General features: G+C 57.5%; 18 protein-coding genes and 1 tRNA gene. 9 read left to right on the forward strand and 10 right to left on the reverse strand.

The annotated features are described in order from the left end of the window. Window positions 1–76 precede the first annotated feature (76 nt). Genes DWB63_RS13010 through DWB63_RS13040 form a run of 7 tightly spaced genes read left to right on the forward strand, consistent with a single transcriptional unit; the run spans window position 77 to window position 8,041 of the window. Complete coding sequence (locus tag DWB63_RS13010; protein ID WP_128329282.1) at window positions 77–454, forward strand: response regulator; 378 nt, start codon at window positions 77–79, stop codon at window positions 452–454. A gap of 22 nt (window positions 455–476) precedes the next feature. Next, window positions 477–3,062, forward strand: a complete 2,586-nt coding sequence (locus tag DWB63_RS13015) for a PEP/pyruvate-binding domain-containing protein (RefSeq protein ID WP_164879891.1) — start codon at window positions 477–479, stop codon at window positions 3,060–3,062. Next, window positions 3,059–4,735 carry a PAS domain-containing sensor histidine kinase gene (locus tag DWB63_RS13020; RefSeq protein ID WP_128329284.1) on the forward strand — a complete coding sequence of 559 codons (1,677 nt, stop codon included), beginning with the start codon at window positions 3,059–3,061 and terminating at the stop codon, window positions 4,733–4,735. The genes DWB63_RS13015 and DWB63_RS13020 overlap by 4 nt, the downstream gene beginning before the upstream one ends. Beyond that, window positions 4,732–5,130 carry a response regulator gene (locus DWB63_RS13025; protein ID WP_128329285.1) on the forward strand — a complete coding sequence of 133 codons (399 nt, stop codon included), beginning with the start codon at window positions 4,732–4,734 and terminating at the stop codon, window positions 5,128–5,130. The genes DWB63_RS13020 and DWB63_RS13025 overlap by 4 nt, the downstream gene beginning before the upstream one ends. Next, entirely contained in the window at window positions 5,127–6,044 is a 918-nt protein-coding gene (locus tag DWB63_RS13030) for an ATP-binding protein (protein ID WP_128329286.1), read from the forward strand. The genes DWB63_RS13025 and DWB63_RS13030 overlap by 4 nt, the downstream gene beginning before the upstream one ends. 10 nt (window positions 6,045–6,054) lie before the next feature. Continuing rightward, entirely contained in the window at window positions 6,055–6,483 is a 429-nt protein-coding gene (locus tag DWB63_RS13035; protein ID WP_128329287.1) for a response regulator, read from the forward strand. Between the two features lie 31 nt (window positions 6,484–6,514). Further along, the gene (locus DWB63_RS13040; RefSeq protein ID WP_128329288.1) at window positions 6,515–8,041 is read left to right on the forward strand and encodes an ATP-binding protein; all 1,527 of its coding nucleotides are present in this window, start codon (window positions 6,515–6,517) and stop codon (window positions 8,039–8,041) included. 92 nt (window positions 8,042–8,133) lie between these two features. On the opposite strand, the gene DWB63_RS13045 is transcribed toward DWB63_RS13040, so the two are convergent. From DWB63_RS13045 to DWB63_RS13075, 7 genes are all read right to left on the reverse strand, one after another. Then, window positions 8,134–8,757: a hypothetical protein gene (locus DWB63_RS13045; protein ID WP_128329289.1), complete on the reverse strand. Its 624-nt coding sequence runs from the start codon at window positions 8,755–8,757 to the stop codon at window positions 8,134–8,136. Window positions 8,758–9,053: 296 nt separating this feature from the next. Then, window positions 9,054–10,682, reverse strand: coding sequence for a glutamate synthase-related protein (locus DWB63_RS13050; protein WP_128329290.1), 1,629 nt, complete (start codon window positions 10,680–10,682; stop codon window positions 9,054–9,056). 118 nt (window positions 10,683–10,800) lie between these two features. Beyond that, complete coding sequence (locus tag DWB63_RS13055) at window positions 10,801–11,547, reverse strand: amino acid ABC transporter ATP-binding protein (RefSeq protein ID WP_128329291.1); 747 nt, start codon at window positions 11,545–11,547, stop codon at window positions 10,801–10,803. An 11-nt stretch (window positions 11,548–11,558) separates the two neighbouring features. Then, window positions 11,559–12,656 (reverse strand): amino acid ABC transporter permease, encoded by a 1,098-nt coding sequence (locus DWB63_RS13060; protein ID WP_128329292.1) that lies wholly within the window; start codon window positions 12,654–12,656, stop codon window positions 11,559–11,561. Then, entirely contained in the window at window positions 12,653–13,804 is a 1,152-nt protein-coding gene (locus DWB63_RS13065; RefSeq protein ID WP_128329293.1) for an ABC transporter permease subunit, read from the reverse strand. The genes DWB63_RS13060 and DWB63_RS13065 overlap by 4 nt, the downstream gene beginning before the upstream one ends. 90 nt (window positions 13,805–13,894) lie before the next feature. Next, entirely contained in the window at window positions 13,895–14,908 is a 1,014-nt protein-coding gene (locus DWB63_RS13070; RefSeq protein WP_128329294.1) for an amino acid ABC transporter substrate-binding protein, read from the reverse strand. A gap of 475 nt (window positions 14,909–15,383) precedes the next feature. Further along, a tRNA-Phe gene (locus tag DWB63_RS13075) sits at window positions 15,384–15,459 on the reverse strand. A gap of 186 nt (window positions 15,460–15,645) precedes the next feature. Between DWB63_RS13075 and DWB63_RS13080 the strand changes: the two genes are divergently transcribed. Next, window positions 15,646–16,800: a site-specific integrase gene (locus DWB63_RS13080; protein WP_128329295.1), complete on the forward strand. Its 1,155-nt coding sequence runs from the start codon at window positions 15,646–15,648 to the stop codon at window positions 16,798–16,800. Between the two features lie 48 nt (window positions 16,801–16,848). Beyond that, entirely contained in the window at window positions 16,849–17,931 is a 1,083-nt protein-coding gene (locus DWB63_RS13085) for a DNA cytosine methyltransferase (RefSeq protein WP_128329296.1), read from the forward strand. Here DWB63_RS13085 and DWB63_RS13090 read toward each other — a convergent pair. The 3 genes from DWB63_RS13090 to DWB63_RS13100 all read right to left on the reverse strand — a co-directional run bounded on the left by DWB63_RS13090 (window position 17,928) and on the right by DWB63_RS13100 (window position 19,594). Next, the gene (locus tag DWB63_RS13090; protein WP_128329297.1) at window positions 17,928–18,869 is read right to left on the reverse strand and encodes an HNH endonuclease signature motif containing protein; all 942 of its coding nucleotides are present in this window, start codon (window positions 18,867–18,869) and stop codon (window positions 17,928–17,930) included. The two genes, DWB63_RS13085 and DWB63_RS13090, sit on opposite strands and share 4 nt — an antisense overlap. A 10-nt stretch (window positions 18,870–18,879) precedes the next feature. Next, entirely contained in the window at window positions 18,880–19,287 is a 408-nt protein-coding gene (gene vsr, locus DWB63_RS13095; RefSeq protein ID WP_347231976.1) for a DNA mismatch endonuclease Vsr, read from the reverse strand. 94 nt (window positions 19,288–19,381) lie between these two features. Continuing rightward, window positions 19,382–19,594 carry a hypothetical protein gene (locus DWB63_RS13100; RefSeq protein WP_128329298.1) on the reverse strand — a complete coding sequence of 71 codons (213 nt, stop codon included), beginning with the start codon at window positions 19,592–19,594 and terminating at the stop codon, window positions 19,382–19,384. Between the last annotated feature and the right edge of the window lie 45 nt (window positions 19,595–19,639).

The following is a 19,639-nucleotide window of genomic DNA, read 5'->3' on the forward strand; positions in this document are numbered from 1 at the left end:
GTTCAGCCCCATCTTGGGGCCGGAGGTGTGCCCCCACCTCCGGCCCCAAGATGGGGCTGAACCGAGGAGAATCGAGATGATGAAAATACGTTTGTTGCTGGTTGATGATGAAACCGACTTTCTCACCGCCTATTCGCGCAGATTCGAGCGCAGAAATGCCGAAATAACCATCGCTTCAAGCGGTCAGGAGGCCATTGACAAAATTCGGGACGCCGAGTTCGACGTGGTCATTCTCGACGTCATGATGCCCGAGATGAACGGCATCGAGACCTTGAGGCGCATCAAGGCCATAGCCCCCGACCTTCCGGTCATCATCCTGACAGGACACGCCGATTCCAAGACGCTCATCCAGGGCATGGACTTCGGCGCCTTCGACTTCATGCTCAAGCCGGTGGGTACCGACGAATTGTATTTCAAGGTGCTGGATGCCGTCAGATCCAGGCAGCGGAGCTAGGCCCAACTGTCGGAGGTGTGCCGTGAAGAATACGCTCAAGACTCTTTTCAATTTCATTCACAGAAATCCTGACGAAAAGGATGAAACGGCAGAACTGTTCCTGGCAAAATCGGAGAACTTCCGGCTGCTGCTGTCGGCCAACAACGAAGCACTTGAACTCATGGCCGAAATGACCGGCGAGGCGCAGTCCGACCAGGTGTTCGGCATATCCCACGTCAGGGCGCAAAGCCTCAAGGTGGCGTCGGGCGTGCGCCAGATGATCGAACGCCTCTGCCTCATGGCTCCCGGAAAATATGAAGCGCTCAGGAATGTTTTCAACAATGTTGTCCAGTCCATGGACGAAGCTTTCGAATCCCGTTCGGCCCGGCCGCTCGGTCCTGTTGTGCTTGAAATGAAGGAAGTCCGGGCCGAATCCCTGCCCGAAACAGGGTCGAAGGTGGCCCTGCTCGGAGAGATTCGTGCCAGGCTCGGCGTGGATGTCCCCCACGGGTTTTCCATCACGGTTTCGGCTTTCCGCATGTTCATGGAAAGCACCGGGCTTGATGATGAGATCAGCCGACTCATTCAGATCCATGACGGCAGCAATCTGGAACAGCTCTACAGCCTTGAAAAGGCTGTTCGCAACGCCATTGATCTCGCCCAGATCCCGGTTGAGATTGAAAAGGCCGTCCAGGCCCAGTGCGCGCGATTCGGAAATATCCGGTTTGCCGTGCGCAGCAGTGCCCTGGATGAAGATTCCGAACAAGCCGGTTTCGCGGGACAGTTCAAGTCTGTGCTGGGTGTGCGTCCGGCCAACCTGATGGAAGCGTATCGTGCTGTCCTGGCCAGCATGTACTCGGCCACGGCCATGACCTATATCCGCAATCGCGGTCTTCGTGAGGACGACATGATAATGGCTGTGGGGTGCATGGAAATGATCGACGCCAGGGCTGGAGGCGTGGTCTACACCCGGTCCCCCATGGGGGATGACGATACCGTCGTCGTCAATGCCGTATGCGGTTTGCCCTGTGCGGTCGTGGACGGTAGTTCGGAGGTGGATTCATGGATCATCGACCGGACCACCCAGGCCATTGTTCGCAGGGATACAGCCGAAAAGGAAGTTTGCTTCGTGCTGGCCTCCGGCGGCAAGGTTCGCAAGGAGCGCCTTTACGGGGATTTGGCCGTTGCCCCTTCCATCACCGACGCCGATGCGCTTCGGCTGGCGGCCATGGCGATGCGTATCGAAGATCATTTTTCACATCCGCAGGACATCGAATGGGCGCAGGCACGGGACGGGAAGATAGTCATTCTCCAGAGCCGTCCCCTGACGGTGAGTTCCGGAGCGCCGGAAACAGTCTCGGACGAAGACGAGAGCAGGCATTTGGCGCTGTTGTCTGGTTGCACTCCAGCCAGTCCCGGTGCCGCGTTCGGCTATGTGGTCAAAGTGGAGACCAAGGAGGACATGTTCGGGTTTCCCGATGGAGCAGTCCTGCTGGCCAGGAACGCCCGTCCGCAGTTGTCGGCCCTGTTGCCGAAGGCCGCGGCTCTGGTCACGGAGTTCGGCAGTCCCGTGGGACATCTGGCGAATGTCGCCCGGGAATACGGCGTTCCCGCCCTGATCGGTGCGCCGGGTGCAATCGAACGGCTTTCCGGGGTCGGCCTGGTCACGGTCAACGGTTCCACGGGAACGGTGTATCTCGGTCACCGCCAGAAGCAGATCGACCGGTCGTCCAGACCGGCACCCAAGCCGAGGGTCTCTGATGTGGGCATGGCCTTGAAAAATGTGCTCGCCTTCATAACCCCCCTGAACCTGACCGACCCGGAATCGCCCGATTTCAGGCCAGAGAGTTGCCGATCCCTGCACGATATCACCCGGTATTGTCATGAAAAGGCCGTGGCCGAGATGTTCACCAAGGGCAGTCGGCCCGTTTCGAGCGCGCGCAGGCTGACCGGTGAGAAGGCCATGCAATACTGGCTGGTGGACCTTGGCGGCGGCACGGCTGAATCTGCCGAGAGCAAAAGCATCAGCATCGAGGATGTCCGTTCCAACGCCATGAAGGCGTTGTGGTTCGGCATGATGGCTGTTCCCTGGGAAGGACCGCCGCCCGTCTGCATTGACGGTTTCATGTCCGTGCTCAGCAGCGCGGCTCGGAATCCGGCCCTTGCGCCGGGAGCCATGAACGACATGGGAGAACGCAACTACTTCATTGTGGGCAGAAACTACTGCAATCTCCAGTCCCGGTTCGGTTTTCATTTCTGTACCATAGAAGGGTTTGCCGGAGACGACTCGAACGCGAACTATGCCCTGTTCCAATTCAAGGGCGGCGGAGCCGACATGGGGCGCCGTCATTCCAGGGCGCAGCTTGTGGAGGAGGTGCTGGAGCGGCACGGTTTCATCGTAGAAATCAAGGAAGACGCCCTGTTTGCCCGACTTGAAGGGGTGTCCAGGGAGGCCGTCGAAGAGGCCATGGCCATTCTGGGCTATCTGCTCATGCACACGCGCCAGATCGACATGTCCATGGCGGATTCGCAGGCATGTGCCCGGTACAGGAACAAGTTTGAAAATGACATCGGCACAGTCCTTTCGACCCTGCCCACTGAACACGGGGCCGCGAGGTACGTGTCATGATGAGTACATCCTATACCAGGCTCAAGTGGAATCTCGTCCTGATCATCCTGGGCCTTTCCCTCGTCCCTCTGTTCGCGCTGGGCTATGTCATCCATGCCGAATTCAAGCAGACCTATGAGGAAAAACTGACCAGCAATCTGAAGCTCATGGTGAGCAATAGGCGGGATGCCATAGACATGTTCCTCAATGAGCGGGTGGTGCAGCTCCGCATGCTGGCGGACATGCATTCCTTTGCGGAAATGACCGATCAGGCCTACCTCGACGCGGTATTCGAAGTCATTCACGAAACATCGCGTTCCTTCATTGATGTAGGCGTCATCGGTCATGATGGCCGCCATGAGGCGTACAGCGGTCCGTTCGACCTCAAGGAGGTCAATTACAAGGACGAATCCTGGTTCCATCAGGTCATGCTCAAGGGGCTGTATATCAGCGACGTGTTCATGGGATTCCGCAATTTCCCGCATTTCATCATTGCCGTGAAGCGGCAGGAAGCCGGCAAGACATGGATACTCCGGGCCACCATCGATTCCGACGTCTTTATCTCGCTTGTCAGAAATGTCCGTACCGGAAAATACGGTGACGCATATATCGTCAACGACAAAAACCAGTTGCAAACGCCGTCCCGGTTCGGAGGGAAGGTGCTGTCAAAGGCATCCATCCCGGACCACAAGGGCGGCAGGGATATCGAGATACTGGAATGGTCTGACGGTAGCTCGACCTTTCTGGCCGGGACGACCCCGCTGGCCAACACTGACTGGCGTCTGGTCATTCTGGAAAATCCGGAGGAAGGGCTGTCTCCCCTGATGCGGACCAAATCCCTGATATACACCCTGCTCGGGGTGTGCGCGTTGGTGATCTTCTTAGGCGCGTACGTCACGGTCAGTTCGGTGGTGGCAAAGCTCAAGGCATCGGATCGTGAACGGGCGGCCATGGATGCGGCGGTCATGCAGTCCAGCAAGATGGCTTCCCTGGGGAAGCTGGCGGCCGGGGTGGCCCATGAGGTCAACAATCCGCTTTCCATCATCCGGGAAAGCGCAGGTTGGATACGGGACATTCTCAACGACGGCGAGCTGGGAGAAAGCAAGGCCGTGGACGAGCTCCAGGAAGCGCTTGCCGACATCGACAGGCACGTGGAGCGGGCTCGCAAGGTCACGCACAGGATGCTCGGCTTTGCCCGGCGCATGGAACCGCTGAACGAGGACGTGGACCTGAATATGCTGGCCAATCAGACGGTGGCTTTCCTGGAAAATGAAACCCGGCATCGGAATATCCAGGTGGATTGCCGTCTGGATCAGGAACTGCCGCTCATCACCACCGATTCCAACCAGGTGCAGCAGGTCATTCTCAATCTGCTGGAGAACGCCATAGACGCCATCGGCGAGAACGGCGCCATCACGGTCACCACCCGCGTGGAGGGGGATATGGTCGCCATGGATATCGCCGACAGCGGCGAGGGTATTTCCAGGGAGAACCTTTCCAAGGTCTTCGACCCCTTTTTCACGACAAAACCAACAGGCGAGGGGACCGGCCTGGGCCTGTCCATAGTCTACAGCACCCTGAGCAAGATCGGCGGCACCATCAACGTGCACAGTGAGCAGGGTCTCGGCACCACGTTCACTGTCAGGCTGCCGTTCGCCTGTCCTCATTTCCCCGGTTGCAAGGAGGAAGCATGACCAGAATCAGAATACTCGTAGTGGACGACGAACCCGATTTCCTGAAGCTGATCGAGCGGCGCCTGACAAAACGCAATGTGGATGTGGACACTGTCGGCACCGGCGAGGAGGCTCTGTTGTTCTTGAAAAACACCCCGGTCGACGTGGTGGTCCTGGACGTGCGCATGCCGGGCATGAACGGCATCGAGACGCTGAAGGAGATCCGCAAGCGGTTCCGGGAGGTGGAGGTCATCCTGCTTACGGGGCACGGCTCCATGCAGTCGGGCGTCGAAGGCATCAGCCAGGGGGCTTATGACTATATCCTCAAGCCGTTTTCCATCGACAACCTGCTTGAGCGCATCCGTGCTGCCCATGAGCACGCCCGGCTCCGAAGACAGCGGCGGGAGAACGCATGAGCCTGACTCGGGCCAGAGATATCGTCCGGGTGGGACAATATGCCTACCCGGCGTCCTGCCTGGCCATTGCGGCACTTGTCTGGCAACGGCAATTCAGCGGGAGCACGGTTGTCTTGTCCATTGCCACCGTGTTGACGGTTGTCATGTGGATGCTGCTCAGGACGTCCGCCCGTTGGCTCAAGGATGCCTCGGTCGAGCAGTCCGAACTTGGGGACCAGCTCATTCAGTCCCAACGCGTACTGGCACTCGGCGAGCTCTCCACCGGCATAGCCCATGAGATAAACAACCCCCTGAACATCATCATGCAGGAAGCGGAGCTCATGCGGTTCAACCTCGCTTCAAACCCGTCTCCCCAAGAAATGGAGGAAATCCGGGGGAGCCTCGACGTCATCTACGCGCAGGTGATGCGCTGCTCCGACATCACCCACAAGCTGCTGGATTTCGCCCGTCACAGAAAGACCGTATCCCAGCTTGCCGACATCAATCGTCTGGTGGAGGACATGTTGGAGCTGGTCGAGCGCGAAACCAGTCCGAAGAACATCCGGATAATCCGTTTGTTCGACGACCGGTTGCCCATGGTCAAGACCGATCCCCCGCTCTTGCGGCAGGTCTTTCTCAATCTTCTCATCAATGCGGTGCAGGCCGTGCAAGCCGATGGCGACATCCTCATTACCACGTATTGTTCGGGTGAAATGGCCTGTACGGAAATACGGGATACCGGTCCGGGCATCCCGGCAGAATTGCGCGAACGGATATTCAACCCCTTTTTCACGACCAAATCACCGGGCGAAGGCACGGGCCTCGGACTGTCCGTCAGCCTGAGGATCGTCAACGAACTCGGGGGGAACATCTCGGTGAACTCCCGACCCGGAGAGGGGGCGGCATTCACGGTGTGTATCCCGGTCAAATCATAATGAGGTGCTTATGACAATCAAGGCAAGAATCCTTGTGGTCGACGACGAAGAGCGGTTCAGAAAATCCGTAGCCCAGCTCCTGAGAAAGGAGAATTATTATGTGGACGAGGCCCAGGACGGGCATGAGGCCATCAATATGCTCGTCACCAGGGACTATGATGTGGTATTGCTCGACATGAAAATGCCCGGCATGTCCGGCGCGGAAACCTTTAGCGAAATACGGCTGCAGGGTTTTGACGTGGAAACCATTTGTCTGACGGGACATACCTCCATCGGCGATGCCATGGATCTCCTGCAGAACGGGGTGTTCGACTACCTGCTCAAGCCCGCGTCCATGCCGGAAATCATACAGACGGTCCAGCGGGCCACGGAAAGGAAGCTTCTCAGACACGGGCAGATAAGCATGTCGGAACTCATTGACGGATCAGCCGTTCGTTGATTCAAACCGCTAGTCACCTCGGAGACTTGTCATGAATGATTTTACCCATGAGAATATGGGAATCTGCTACTGGAACGGTTCATTGGGGCCGTTCAATGTGGGGGTCGTGGGGACAGGGGCGACCCTGAAGGTCCTGATTGATCTTATCTACAACGAAGCCTTCAGGGAATTCCTGCCTGAAATGCGTTTGACCGCCATAAGCAACGCGGACCAGGGCGATGCTCCGAACCTCTACGAGACGACCTGTCCGGTCTATGTGTCATTTGAGGCCATGCTCGCGGCCCATCCCGAGATCAACCTGGTCGTTGAAATTACGGGAGACAAGTCCATCCGGTCGAGGCTCCGCCAGTCTCTCCCGGATTCCATCGCCCTGATGGATCATCGCGAGATCGTGTTCCTGTGCGGACTGCATGATATGGCCGTGGTCAAGGGCAACTACATGGTTCAGATGGACCATCAGCGCACGCTGATCCAATCCATCATCGATGAAATCAGGGAAGACATCTTTTTGCTCGACAAGAAGGGGATCATTCAGGATCTGAACCGGACTGTATGGCAGCGGGCCGGGGTTCCCCGCAAGGAACTTCTGGGCAAGCCGTGCTGGGTCGCCGCCCGCCTGAGAGACGGCTCCGATTTTTGCAATCAGCTTGATCCCCAGTGCCCTTTTCACAAGACCCTGCAGAGCGGACAGAAGGAAGAGACCCTGATCACGCGGGTCAACGGGAGCGGCCTTTTGCAGTATTATCGGCTCTATGCCTATCCCATTTACGACATGCGAGGGAATATGTCGCATATCATGGTCATGCACAGAGACATCACGGAGAGGACCCAACGCGAGAAGTACCAGCAGCAACGGGATAAGTTCGCCATTATCGGCGAGATGTCCACCTACCTGGCACATGAGATCCGCAACCCGCTTTACGCCGTGGGCGGCTTTGCCAACGCCCTTTTGCGGTCAACCAGTCTCGGCGAGCAGGAAAGGGAGAAGGTGCAGATCATCGTGGATGAGACAAAGCGATTGGATCGCCTGCTCACCAGCATGCTCAGCTTTGCCCGTCCGTCGAGTGTCCCGGAAGGCACTGTTGATGTCGTGGCCGTGTGCCGGGATGTGGCTGAACTGATGCTCGCGGGCTACGGCAAGCACGGGTATCAAATCGAAGTCAGGACGACCCCGCCCTTGCCTTCGGTGCAGGGGGATACCGATTCACTCAAGCAGTGCCTCGTCAATACCGTCAAGAACAGCATCGAGGCCATGGCTGACGGCGGTCTGATCCTGATTGAAATTGGCATGGGCGACAACGAGGTGGTTATACGGATCATCGACACGGGATCGGGCATGGACGAGCACCAGATGGACCGGGCGTTCAACCCGTTCTATTCTACCAAGGACGGGGGTAGCGGACTCGGTTTGCCCATGATCAAGAAGATCATAGAGGAGTGCGGCGGCAGCGTCTCCCTGGCCAGCAAGCCCGGCAAGGGAACCACTGTCACCATTCGGTTGCAGCCCGCGCTTGACTCCGAGGCGTCGGTCCAGGTCGAACCTGCGGAACAGCAGTAGTTCCTGTGGGGTTGTTCCCCGCGCCGAGACCCCGTACCAAAAGGTACGGGGTCTGCTTTTGGGGGTGTTCAAAACCCCTGCGGCGATATAGGTCAGGATTGTTTCGGGACTGCATGCATATCCGACAGGGAAGACGGGAATGCCGGCCCTTCATGCTCGGGCGTTCCTCTCTGTAATTCCCGCCGGACCTCTTCGAGGTCGATGATGCGCGGTGGAACCAGGGTGAACCCGGAAGCGTCGCACCAATCGTGGTTGGTGGCAAATTCCTTGCCGTAGCGAATCTCGTCCAGGATGAAGTATCCCTGTTCGCCCATGATGCGGTCCCATTGGTGCACCATGAATTCGAAGTTGGCCGGGTCGAATTCCGAGATATTGTCCCATTTCCAGGAAAACTTGCACATCTCGTTGTCGAACCCGAGGACACAGAGGTATTTGGCCCGGCTGTCAAGATACATTCGTCTGCGAATCTTCATCGGATCAGCCAATATCCTCTCATGGTCGAGGGCAACGGCTTTTCCATCCACTGAAACCTGGATATGGCATACGTCATCGATACGCATGCCCCAGGTGGAGGTTTTGCCTTTGCGCCACCATTCCAGGGCTTTCATTGAATAGACATCCGATCCATGGGTTTCAATGATTCGGGCCGTTTTCTCTGACACAGGGTGCAGCGCAAGATCACAAGAGTGACCGTGTACGGTAAAGGTGAGTTCCATTATGCGTTCTCCTTGTTGGATTCTCCGTGGCAATGCCTCCTCCTATGCACGGGCCATGCCTGGCGCGTCCATAGCGTGATCGTGTTTTTATCTGATTGAATATAAAGGAGAAAGGTAACGCAAAATCTGGCAATTGCACCCTTGCGCGTCCCTTCTCATGCCGCTTGAATCCAGCAAAGCCGTTGCCGAAAGCAGGGCAGGCAATGAGTCCAGGACTTCTGGCTGATGAGCAACAAGAAGGGCCACTCCATTGCAGGAGCGGCCCTTTCACATTGTCTGGTGGTGAGAATCGGACCTTACATGTCCAGGATCTTCTTGGCAGTGTCGTCCATGACATCGGTGATGAACGGGATACCGGTTTCGCGTTCGGTCTCGCGATTGGCCGAGGCGATGTCGGCGCGGCTGATGCCGGTCAGGTCGAACTTGCGGGCACCGGCCAGCAACTGCTGGAGACCTGCGGAGAGCTTGTCGACCAGGCACCAGATGCCTACGGCACCCAGTGGGATGTTTTTCATTTCATCTTTGCCGACCTTGGCTTCCACGTCCTGGTAGCAGGCGAAGATTTCTTCTGCGGTCTTGCCGTACTTGGAGACGGAAGCGGGCAGGCTGTCCCAGTTGCCGCTGAGTTCGGTGCGGCGTTCAGGGTTCAGCACGCCTTCTATGTTGGCTCCCAGGAACCCGGGAATCATCATGCCGCGGCCCATGCAGATCATCTTGGTGAAGGGAGCGCCCATGGCCAGGGCCTTGAAGATGTTGCTGCCCTTGGCAAAGCCTCCGGCAAAGGACATGTCCACGACCCTTTCACCCTTGGCGGCCAGGCGGGTGGCGTATTCGTGGGCCTTGGAGTGCAGGAGGATGGAGGGAACGCCCCAGCTTTCCATCATGTTCCAGGGGGACATGCCCGTGCCGCCGCCGGAGCCGTCCATGGTCAGCAGGTCGAGCTTGGCCTCGGTGGCGAACTTGATGGCCATGGCCAGGGCTTCCATGCCGTAGGAGCCGGTTTTCAGGGAAATGCGTTTGAAGCCGAGCTTGCGCAGGTAGACCACGGAGTTCATGAAGTCGTCGTGGACCTGTTGGTAGGTGTTCAGCTCGGTGTAGCCCAGGCGGCTGTGGCGGGCAAAGCTGTGGATCGCACCGCGCTTGAAGCCTTCCTGCACTTCGGCCTTTTCCGGGTCGGGGTCGACGAGGTAGCCGCGTTTTTTCAGGAAAAGGGCGTATTCGAGGCTTGAGACTTCGATTTCGCCGCCGATGTTCTTGGCGCCCTGGCCCCATTTGAGCTCGATGATGACCTTGTCGCCGTATTTTTCGGCCACGTACTCGGCCACGCCGTTGCGGGTGTCTTCCACGTTCAGCTGGACGATGATGGCGCCGTAGCCGTCGTAGTAGCGCATGTAGGTTTCGATGCGGCGATCCAACTCGGGAGCGGAGGAGATGCGGCCGTTCTGGATGATGGACTCGCGGTCCACGCCGACCACGTTTTCACCGACCACGATGGGGGCGCCGACCAGGGCGCAGCCCACGGCAAAGGAGTCCCAATATTTGGCTGCGATGAAAGTGGAGCCGAGTGCGCCGGTCATGAAGGGCACGCGACATTTGGTCTTTTCCTCGGCGCCGAAGCTCGTTTCCAGGCTGACGTCCGTGAACAGGTGGTCGCCGTTGGTGCCCTTGGAGCCGAGGGCTCCGTAATTGAGGCCCTGGATGCGCAGGGAGTTGTAGGAGACACCCACATGGGTGGTGTTGCCGCTGCCCGCGGTGACCATGCCGAAATCGCGGGGGTAGAGCATCTCACGTCCGCGCAGGGAAGAGAGCCAGGTTTCGCATTTGCCTTGGCAGTCGGCGCGGCAGAGCGTGCACAATCCGGATTCGATAGCGTTTCCCCGGTTGACGGAACCGAGAACATCGTTGGATTTAGGCCAGGTGAACAATGTTTCATCCTCCAGAATAATATGTATTAGTGTACGGTTGAGAACGGAAAAACGTTCAAATTGTCCTTGGGATGTCTAGAAAAGCAAGCCCCTGTTTTCAAATCGCTGCGCGGCGGGATCAATGCTGCAGTATCTGGCTGAGGAAAAGCTTGGTGCGGTCATATTGCGGATTGGAGAAGAATTCCTCCGGGGGATTCTGTTCCACGATCTCGCCGCAATCCATGAATATGACATGATCGGCCACGGTGCGGGCAAAGCCCATTTCGTGGGTTACGCAAACCATGGTCATGTTTTCTTCGGCCAGGCTTACCATGACATCGAGAACTTCCTTGATCATCTCCGGGTCCAGCGCCGATGTTGGTTCGTCGAATAACAGGATATTGGGGTTCATGCACAGGGCGCGCGCGATGGCCACACGCTGTTGCTGCCCGCCGGACAGTTGGCCGGGGTATTTGGCCGCCTGTTCAGCGATGCGCACCCGCTCAAGGAAATGCATGGCCGTTGCCTCGGCCTCCCTTTTCGGCATTTTCCGTACCCAGATCGGGGCAAGGGTGAGATTCTCCAGCACGGTCATGTGCGGGAAGAGGTTGAAATTCTGGAAGACCATACCCACTTCGCGGCGGATTTTTTCAATGCCCTTCAGGTTTCCTGTGAGCTCGGTCCCGTCCACGATGATGACCCCTTCCTCGTGATGTTCAAGCTGGTTCATGCACCGGATGAGGGTCGATTTGCCGGAGCCGGACGGTCCGCAGATGACGATGCGTTCGCCCTTGTGAACCTGGAGGTCGACGTTTTTGAGCACATGGAAGTCGCCGTACCACTTGTTCAGCCCTTTTATGTCAATGACGATTTCGTTGATATCCATGGCGAAGCCTTTTAGCTGTTGTTCTTGGGGCCGCGTTTCTCGATGCTGCGGCCGTATCGGCTCATGCCGAAGCAGATGCACCAGTACACCACGGCGCAAAAAATGTAGCCTTCGACCTCATGGCCGAGCCATACCTGATCCTGGGAAGCGGCCTTGGCCATGCCCAGGAAGTCCAGCAGCCCGACGATGATGACCAGGGAGGTGTCCTTGAACAGGGCGATGCAGCGGCCGATCAGGGACGGCAGCACATAGCGCAGAGCCTGCGGCAGGATCACGAAGGAGGTGACCATCCAGGGGGAAAGCCCCAGGGCCTTGGCCGCGTCGATCTGGCCGGTTGGGACTGCCTGCAGTCCGCCCCGAACCACTTCGGCTATGTAGGCGGACGAGAAGAAGATGATGCCCACCTGGACGCGCAGCAGGTTGTTGATCTGCATGTTTACCGGCAGAAACAGCGGCATCATCACCGAGGCCATGAACAGGATGGTGATGAGCGGAACACCTCTGACCAGTTCGATGAATCCGATGCAGATGGAACTGATGCTCACCATCCTGGACTGCCGCCCCAGGGCCAGCAGGATGCCGAATGGCACCGACAACAGGATGCCCACGGCGGCCAGTCCGAGGCTGAGCATGAGACCTCCCCACATGGACTGATCCACTTCCTTTAGTCCGGCGTTTCCGCCGACGAGCCAGAGGGCAATCACGAAAAACAGGGGCCAGATGCCGGTCAGGATGCGTTTTCGGCAACGGCCGCTCACCGTGGCCGCGATCACCCCTGCGAACAGCACCGCGGCTGTCAGCGGTCGCCATGCGAGTTCCGGCGGGTAGGTGCCTATGAGCATGACCCTGGCCTTGGCTGCGATAAAGGCCCAGCACGCGCCGGTGGTGCCGTCGCACATCTCCGGGCCGCCCAACCAGACCGCATGGATCAACGCCCAGGAAATCAGCGGCGGGATGGTCTTGATCAGGAGCAGGAGGGCCAGGATGGAAAGCGCTGAATTGAACCAGCTCGAAAACAGATTGGTGCGAAGCCAGAGGATGACGCCGGTGGCGGCGATGGGAGGCGGTGAGGACGGAGAGGGGGTGAAGGTCTTGGTTTGAGAACTCATCGTTCCACCAACTGCACTTTGGCGTTGAACCAGTTCATGCCCATGGAAAGGACGAGGTTGATGGTCAGGTATACCGCCATCCACATGCCGATGATCTCGATGGCCTGGTCGTTCTGGCCGATGATGGTGCCGCCGATGGACACCATGTCCGGATAGCCGATAGCCACGGCCAGGGAGCTGTTCTTTACAAGGCTCGTGTAATCGTTGGTGGTGGCCGGGATGCAGACGCGCAGGGTCTGCGGCAGGATGACCTTGCGCATGACCATACCCGGTTTGAGGCCAAGGGCCTTGGCCGCTTCGAGTTGTCCCTTGTCCACGGATTGGATGCCGCTGCGCACGTTTTCACCGATAAAGGCTGCGGTGTACATCACCAGTCCGATCAGCAGGGCGGAAAATTCGGGTTTAAGGACCATGCCTCCCTTGAAATTGAACCCCTTGAGCGCCGGGACGTCAAAGGCCAGCGGCTGGCCTGCCAGGAAGTAGGCTGCGGTGGGCAGTCCTGCGAGCAGGCCCAGAGAGAGCCATCCGGCCGGGAGGCCTCGGCCTGTCTCATCGCGCATCCGTTTGGATTTCCTGATCAGCAGTATGGAGGCCAGGGCGGCTCCGGTCACGGCCAGGAACACCCACCCCATGCCGTCCTGAAATTCTGGCCGGGAAGCGAACATGCCTCTGTTGTTGATGAAGATATCGCCGAAGGGATTCAGGCTGTTGCGCGGCGCAGGCAGGAAGGCCAGCAGGGTCGAATAGCAGAAAAACAGGGTCAGCAGCAGGGGGATGTTGCGGAGCACCTCAACATAGACGGCCGCCAAACGGGCCACCAGCCAGTTGGTGGACACACGCGCCACGCCCACCAGGACACCGAGTATGGTGGCCAGCACGATGGACAGGGCGGATACGAACAGGGTGTTCAGGATACCGATGACAAAGGCTTGTCCATAGGTGTCGGCCGGGGAATAGGGCAGGAGCGTGTCGTTGATGGGCAGCCCGCCTTCCACGGAAAGGAACCCGAAGCCCGAGGCGATGTTGCGCGCCTCAAGATTGGCCTGGGTGTTTTGGAAGAGTTGCAGCGCCACATAGAGAATCGCCCCGACTACGAGAGTCTGGGCCAGGAGCGTGGGTAACTGCGTTTTCAGTTTGGAAGCTTTCAAAACAACCGGCTTTGGTTTGGGGTGAACGAACGACCGCACCGGCCAGGGTCCCGGTCGGTGCGGTGTGTGTGCATCGTGATGACGGTCCGGCTAGCGGATCGGCATGGCGTAGATCAGCCCGCCTTTGGTCCAAAGGTTGTTGTGGCCGCGGGGGATTTTCAAGGCGGTGTCGGGGCCGAAGTTGCGGTTGTACATCTCGCCGTAGTTGCCCACAGCCTGAATGGCACGGACCAGCCAGTCATTGTCCAGATTGACGAAGGTGCCGATGTCGCCGGTGGCGCCAAGCATGCGCTGGACCATCGGGTCGGTAGAGGTCTTTTTCATTTCCAGGACATTGGCCTGGGTAATGCCCTTTTCTTCGGCTTCGATGAGTCCGAAAAGAACCCATGTGACCAGGTCCTTCCACTGATTGTCGCCGTGACGGACAAAGGGAGACAGGGGCTCCTTGGAGAAAACTTCGGGCAGGATGATGTGTTGGTCGGAATCAGTCGCACCGGCACGAAGGGAGGCCAACTGGCTGACATCGGTGGTGAAGGCGTCGGTGCGTCCGGCCACATAGGCGTTGAAGGCCTCTTTCTTGGAATCGAAGACCACGGTTTCCAACTTGATGTTGTTGGCGCGGGCGAAATCGGCCACGTTCAGCTCGGAAGTGGTGCCGGAGACCACGGCCACCGAGGCGCCGTCAAGGTCGGTGGCTTTGCTCACGCCCAGGCTCTTCTTTACCATGAGGCCCTGACCATCGTAGAACAGGACCACGGTGAAATCCACGCCCTGCTTTCCGTCACGTTTCATGGTCCAGGTTGTGCCGCGGGACAGGTCTACCTGGCCCGAGGAAACAGCGACGATCTTCTGTTTGGAGGCAAGGGGCACAAATTTGATGGCATCCGGGTCTTTCAGGACAGCGGCTGCCACGGCATGGCCCATATCTACGTCGAAACCGGTCCAGCGACCGTTGGAGTCAGGCGCGGAAAAACCGGCCACGCCTTCGCTGACGCCAAGAATAAGTTCTTTGTTTTGCTGAACTTTTTCAAGTGTCCCTGCCATGGCGGTGGTGGCCATGGCAAGCATGAGAACTGCCAATAGAATTTTGCCGATAGTCTTCATTCTCTCTCTCCTTGAATATTGAGTCGGGCCAGACATTGGTTGGTGTCAATGTTACGATTAAGTGACAATGGTGTTACAGACATGGGTCAGGCTGTCAATGAACGTCTCTTGAAAAGTAGGCTGTCGCAACCGTTGGCAGGAATATTCCATTCTCGTCTGGCAGGGCGAAGTCAGGCCCCGTCTGCGGCATCCTGAAGAGAACAAAAATGGAGAGCGCGCCAGGTACCGGCCTCTTTCCCTTGAGCTTGTTTGGGCTGAACGGGCTTTCGCACATGATAGGGGAAAGTCGAGTGCTTTTATTCTGATTGATGGATTGCCAGATGCAAAAGGATACACAAGGTAGAGTCTGCCAGTTCAGCACACCTGATGCAGTCATTGGCATTATTTGAACATCCAAAAGCACAAAAGCGGCGGGATGAGAACGCTCAAAGGAAAAGGCCTTACGAAGAATACTCCGTAAGGCCTTTGATATCTATGGTGCTCGGGGACGGAATTGAACCGCCGACACGGGGATTTTCAGTCCCCTGCTCTACCGACTGAGCTACCCGAGCAACCGGTTGAGAAGTGGGGTTTACCCAAATGGGGGACGGTTTGCAACCTGCTTGAATGGTTGTTTATATCGGCCGTCAGAATGTCCCTGCGGATAAGCATAGGGGTTGGAAACAACCCGAGTGAATTCATGGCGCAGACCAGAGAAAAAGCGTCGTGAGTTTACCCTATGTTTACCCGGAGGATCGATGGCGATCACGATCAAATGCCCGAACTGTTCATCGACGTACAAACTCGGCACCAAGTCTTGCCGCAAGTGCAAGACCAACCTCCAGCAACACCGGAAATACAAGGTCATGATCAAGGTGCGGGGCCGATGGAAGACGAAGACCGTCGACTCCCTGAAGCTGGCCGAACAGATCGAAGCGAAGTGGAGGCACGATATCACTGTCGCAGCCGTGGTGCCGGAGAAGATGCCGGTGCCGACCTTGCAGGAGGTCTGGGACAGGTTCGACAGGCTGCATAACTCAAAGCTGAAGTCGCCGCGATCATGGCGCAAGGTCTGGGAAACCCGTGTCCGAAAACGGTTCGGGCAAATGCGGCTGGATGAGATCACGCCGCCGGACATAGCCGAGTTCATGTGCTCCATGAAGAGCATGCAAAGGACCAAGGGGACTCGGAAACCACTGGCGATGGAGACGGTCACCAAGAACGTGAAACTCATCAGCAGGTTGTACAGCTACGCAGCCAAGAACGGACTCTACGAGGGCACTAACCCGGCGACACGCCTCGACATGCCCCGATACGACAACCAAGTGACCAACCCCCTCACCGATGCCGAGCTAGACCGCCTCATGGCCGTTCTGGGCACATGGAAGAACCGCATGGTCGCCCTTGCCTTCCAGTTCTGCCTCGCGACAGGGAAAAGGACGGGCGAGGTCTTCAGCCTCACGTGGCCGGATGTGGACTACGAGGGAGACGTCATCCGGTTCGAGATCAAGAGCATGGTTAAGGGACGGTGCCAGTACCTACCCATGAACGACATGATGAAGAGCATCCTTGCCGAGGCCCGAGCCGAACGACAGGCGCGGTCGAATTTGGTCTTCCATTCGACCAACGGCAATCGCATCCACTACCGCTGGCCGTGGACCCGTATCAAGGCCGCAGCCAATCTTCGCGCAGAAATTCGCCCCCACGACCTGCGGCACACGTTTGCATCAAGGCTTGTCAGTACCGGCAAGGTCGATCTCTACACGCTTCAGCACATCCTTGGTCACAAGACCGTGAGCATGACCCAGCGGTATGCCCATCTTGCCGATGAGTCGGTCAGGAGAGGGATGGCGGCGGCGGAGAGTGTGTTTTCAGGCAGTTGCCGGGTACCCCCGAATCGAGAAGGTTCTTGAGCGACTGCATCCCTTCTGCTAGAGTCTGGAGAAATTCAAGAAATCACCATGAAGCACAAACTGATCGACCTTTTCTCCGGCTGCGGAGGTATGACCTTAGGGTTCGTTCATCCCGATTACTGCGGGAGGTTCGAGTCCGTCTTTGCGTTGGACAACGATCAGGCGGCCGTCAACAGCTATATCGCCAACTTCGGCAGCCATGCCGTGTGCGACGACATCGAGAATTGGGCGTCGGGCGGGCTGGTCGGACAAGTCCCCGAAGCCGACATTGTCATCGGTGGGCCTCCCTGTCAGGGGTTCAGCCTGCTCAACAAGAAGCGCAAAGGGGATCACCGCCGAGCCTTGTGGGAGCCGTACATGGACATCGTTGCCATGTCCGGTGCGCGAGTCTTCGTCATCGAGAACGTGCAGGGACTGCTCAAGGCGGACGAGAAGAAGGAAATTGTTAAGAGAGCCGAAAAGCTCGGGTTTAAGACGACCTCGGCTCTTCTCAATGCGGCCGACTACGGAGCACCCCAGACCCGGAAGAGGGCATTCATCGTGGGCTGGAAGATGTCGGCATTCGACGTCGTGTCCTTTCCACCGAAGCCGACGCACTCCTTGGACCCGGAAAGGACGGGGTTGCCTCGGTGGCGTACCGTTGCCGATATGATCTCCGATCTTCCGCCACCGGAGGGGTTCGAGATCAGGGATGTCCCGGCACCGCTCAATCTTCATTTTCGCCGGAACCCGACGGCCAAGAGTCTGCAGCGGTACAGAGCCGTTCCGCCGGGGGGCAATCGGTTCGATTTGCAACGCAATGCGCCGGAGATCACTCCTCAGTGTTGGATCAGGAAGGTTTCGGGCGGTACAGACTTGTTCGGCCGTTTGTGGTGGGATCGTCCGTCAGTGACTATTCGGACGGAGTTCTTCAAGCCGGAAAAGGGTCGGTATCTACACCCGGAGCAGCATCGTCCCATCACCCACCGAGAAGCTGCTCGGCTCATGGGTTTCCCCGATCACTTTGTCTTCACGGGCACGAAGACCGAAGTAGCCCGTCAGATCGGCAATGCCGTTCCCCCGGATATGGCCGCCGCCGTGGCGAGGGCCATTGCCGACGTGCTCGCCATGAGGGCCAGAAAGGCCGCCTAGTCCTTTTCGCCCTTGCTGTGCCGCTTGTCGTGGCAGATGTTGCAGAGGGTGGTCAGATTCTCCACCGTGTTCTCGCCGCCGTCAGCATGATGCTTCATGTGGTGCGCTTCAAGATGCCTCGGGTCGGAAGGGTTCCATAGGTCGTGATTCCAGCCGCAGTCTTGGCATGTGTGACCGTCTCGCATGTACACTTCACGGCGAACCGCATCCTTGATGACCCGGTCATGCTCAGGTGCCTGTCGGTCCTCGACCAGCACATACATGCTCACTGGGAGATCGGGCATGCCGGTGTTCTGGGTCATGATGGGCCAGCCGTATTCGGTACGTAGCTCGCGGGTTCGTCGTGCCCACTCACTTCTGTTGTCGGCTACGTACCGAAGCTCCTCACCGGAGACTTCCTTGCCGACGTTGCTGCGGAAGAATTTGAGAATTTTGTCTCGGACGGACAAGTCCTTTTCCTTGCGAATCTCGTTGGCCACATTCCAGCGATAGGCTGCATCGCGGTCCTGTTCGTCGGAGAGGAGCAGATAGTCATCCGGCTTCATGGCGTCGAGTTCCTCCCCGAAGCCGTTCTCCTCGTCGTCCTTCATGTCCTTGACCGTGTATCCGGTGATGACCTTCCAGCCGTGTTCGACACGGAGTTCCCGGATGCGACGGGCGTATTCGCTGATGCCGCCGATGACCATGAGTTCCTCCCCGTCGATGACCACGCCGACATACTTGAGCAGGTAGCGGAGTATGCGGTCCCGTGCCGCCTTTGCCGTCTCGTCGCGCAGAAGGGAACTACCGAGGTCGCGAAGGAGATGATTGGCCGGGATGAGTTCGCGTACCTGTTGCCTGAGGCTGCTGCTCTTGAGATGGTTCTCGAAATCATTCAAGAGCTCAACCAATGCAGAGCGTAGGGATTCGGGGTTGCCGATGCAGGATCGTCTTGCCATGAGTGCTGCCTTATCGAGGTAGGAAGGCCGTCAGCCTGTCCGTCAGTTCGTCGAGGTTCTTGGTTTCGCATTCCCAGATCACAAGACACCTGTACCCAAGGTCTTGAAGTTGTTCAATGGCCTTGGCATCGCGGGAGACATTACCCTTTAGCTTTTTCTCCCAGAATTCGACGTTGGTTTTGGGCATGGTCGCTCTTTTGCATCCCGGATGCAGATGCCAGAAACAGCCGTGGACGAAGATCACCGACTTCCTGCGGGGAAGGACAATATCGGGTGTGCCGGGAAGGTCTTTGCGATGCAGACGGAAGCGGTAGCCGAGGGCGTGAAGGAGCTTGCGGACTTGGATTTCTGGTTTGGTATCCTTCGAAACAATCGAACTCATAATTGACGAGCGTTTCGTTTTCACAAATGTATCCACCAAGATTGATTAATCCCCTTCCGGCTTCGTAACCATTAAAAACAAAAAAGCCACAGTATATACTGTGGCTTAAATAATCTCTGTGAGCCTGTTGTCAAAAACACAACTCATAAGCCTCATCGGCTAGCTCTTTTAGAGTTTTTTCCTTTTTGGCTTTTTGTTCAGATTTTGATTGCTCACTTACATATGTGCAAAAACTAATAATCTTTGAATGAGTTGCAACCTTTGCTTCTTCAACATGCTCTACCCTAGTATCCGTAAACGGTAGCTCAAGCTGCTTAGCAACTATCCGCGTTTTGCGACTCATCCTCTAAACTCCCTTAAATTGTCCACAGTTTCTAGACGTCCCTTG

This window comes from Pseudodesulfovibrio sp. S3 (genome assembly GCF_004025585.1).
Classification (GTDB): Bacteria; Desulfobacterota; Desulfovibrionia; order Desulfovibrionales; family Desulfovibrionaceae; genus Pseudodesulfovibrio.

Bases quoted from the DNA above. Each gene is read 5' to 3' on its own strand.
- DWB63_RS13010 (WP_128329282.1), top strand. From the start codon at position 77: ATGATGAAAATACGTTTGTTGCTGGTTGATGATGAAACCGACTTTCTC.
- DWB63_RS13020 (WP_128329284.1), top strand. From the start codon at position 3,059: ATGATGAGTACATCCTATACCAGGCTCAAGTGGAATCTCGTCCTGATC.
- DWB63_RS13025 (WP_128329285.1), top strand. From the start codon at position 4,732: ATGACCAGAATCAGAATACTCGTAGTGGACGACGAACCCGATTTCCTG.
- DWB63_RS13030 (WP_128329286.1), top strand. From the start codon at position 5,127: ATGAGCCTGACTCGGGCCAGAGATATCGTCCGGGTGGGACAATATGCC.
- DWB63_RS13035 (WP_128329287.1), top strand. From the start codon at position 6,055: ATGACAATCAAGGCAAGAATCCTTGTGGTCGACGACGAAGAGCGGTTC.
- DWB63_RS13040 (WP_128329288.1), top strand. From the start codon at position 6,515: ATGAATGATTTTACCCATGAGAATATGGGAATCTGCTACTGGAACGGT.
- DWB63_RS13045 (WP_128329289.1), bottom strand. From the start codon at position 8,757: ATGGAACTCACCTTTACCGTACACGGTCACTCTTGTGATCTTGCGCTG.
- DWB63_RS13055 (WP_128329291.1), bottom strand. From the start codon at position 11,547: ATGGATATCAACGAAATCGTCATTGACATAAAAGGGCTGAACAAGTGG.
- DWB63_RS13060 (WP_128329292.1), bottom strand. From the start codon at position 12,656: ATGAGTTCTCAAACCAAGACCTTCACCCCCTCTCCGTCCTCACCGCCT.
- DWB63_RS13070 (WP_128329294.1), bottom strand. From the start codon at position 14,908: ATGAAGACTATCGGCAAAATTCTATTGGCAGTTCTCATGCTTGCCATG.
- DWB63_RS13080 (WP_128329295.1), top strand. From the start codon at position 15,646: ATGGCGATCACGATCAAATGCCCGAACTGTTCATCGACGTACAAACTC.
- DWB63_RS13085 (WP_128329296.1), top strand. From the start codon at position 16,849: ATGAAGCACAAACTGATCGACCTTTTCTCCGGCTGCGGAGGTATGACC.
- DWB63_RS13090 (WP_128329297.1), bottom strand. From the start codon at position 18,869: ATGGCAAGACGATCCTGCATCGGCAACCCCGAATCCCTACGCTCTGCA.
- DWB63_RS13100 (WP_128329298.1), bottom strand. From the start codon at position 19,594: ATGAGTCGCAAAACGCGGATAGTTGCTAAGCAGCTTGAGCTACCGTTT.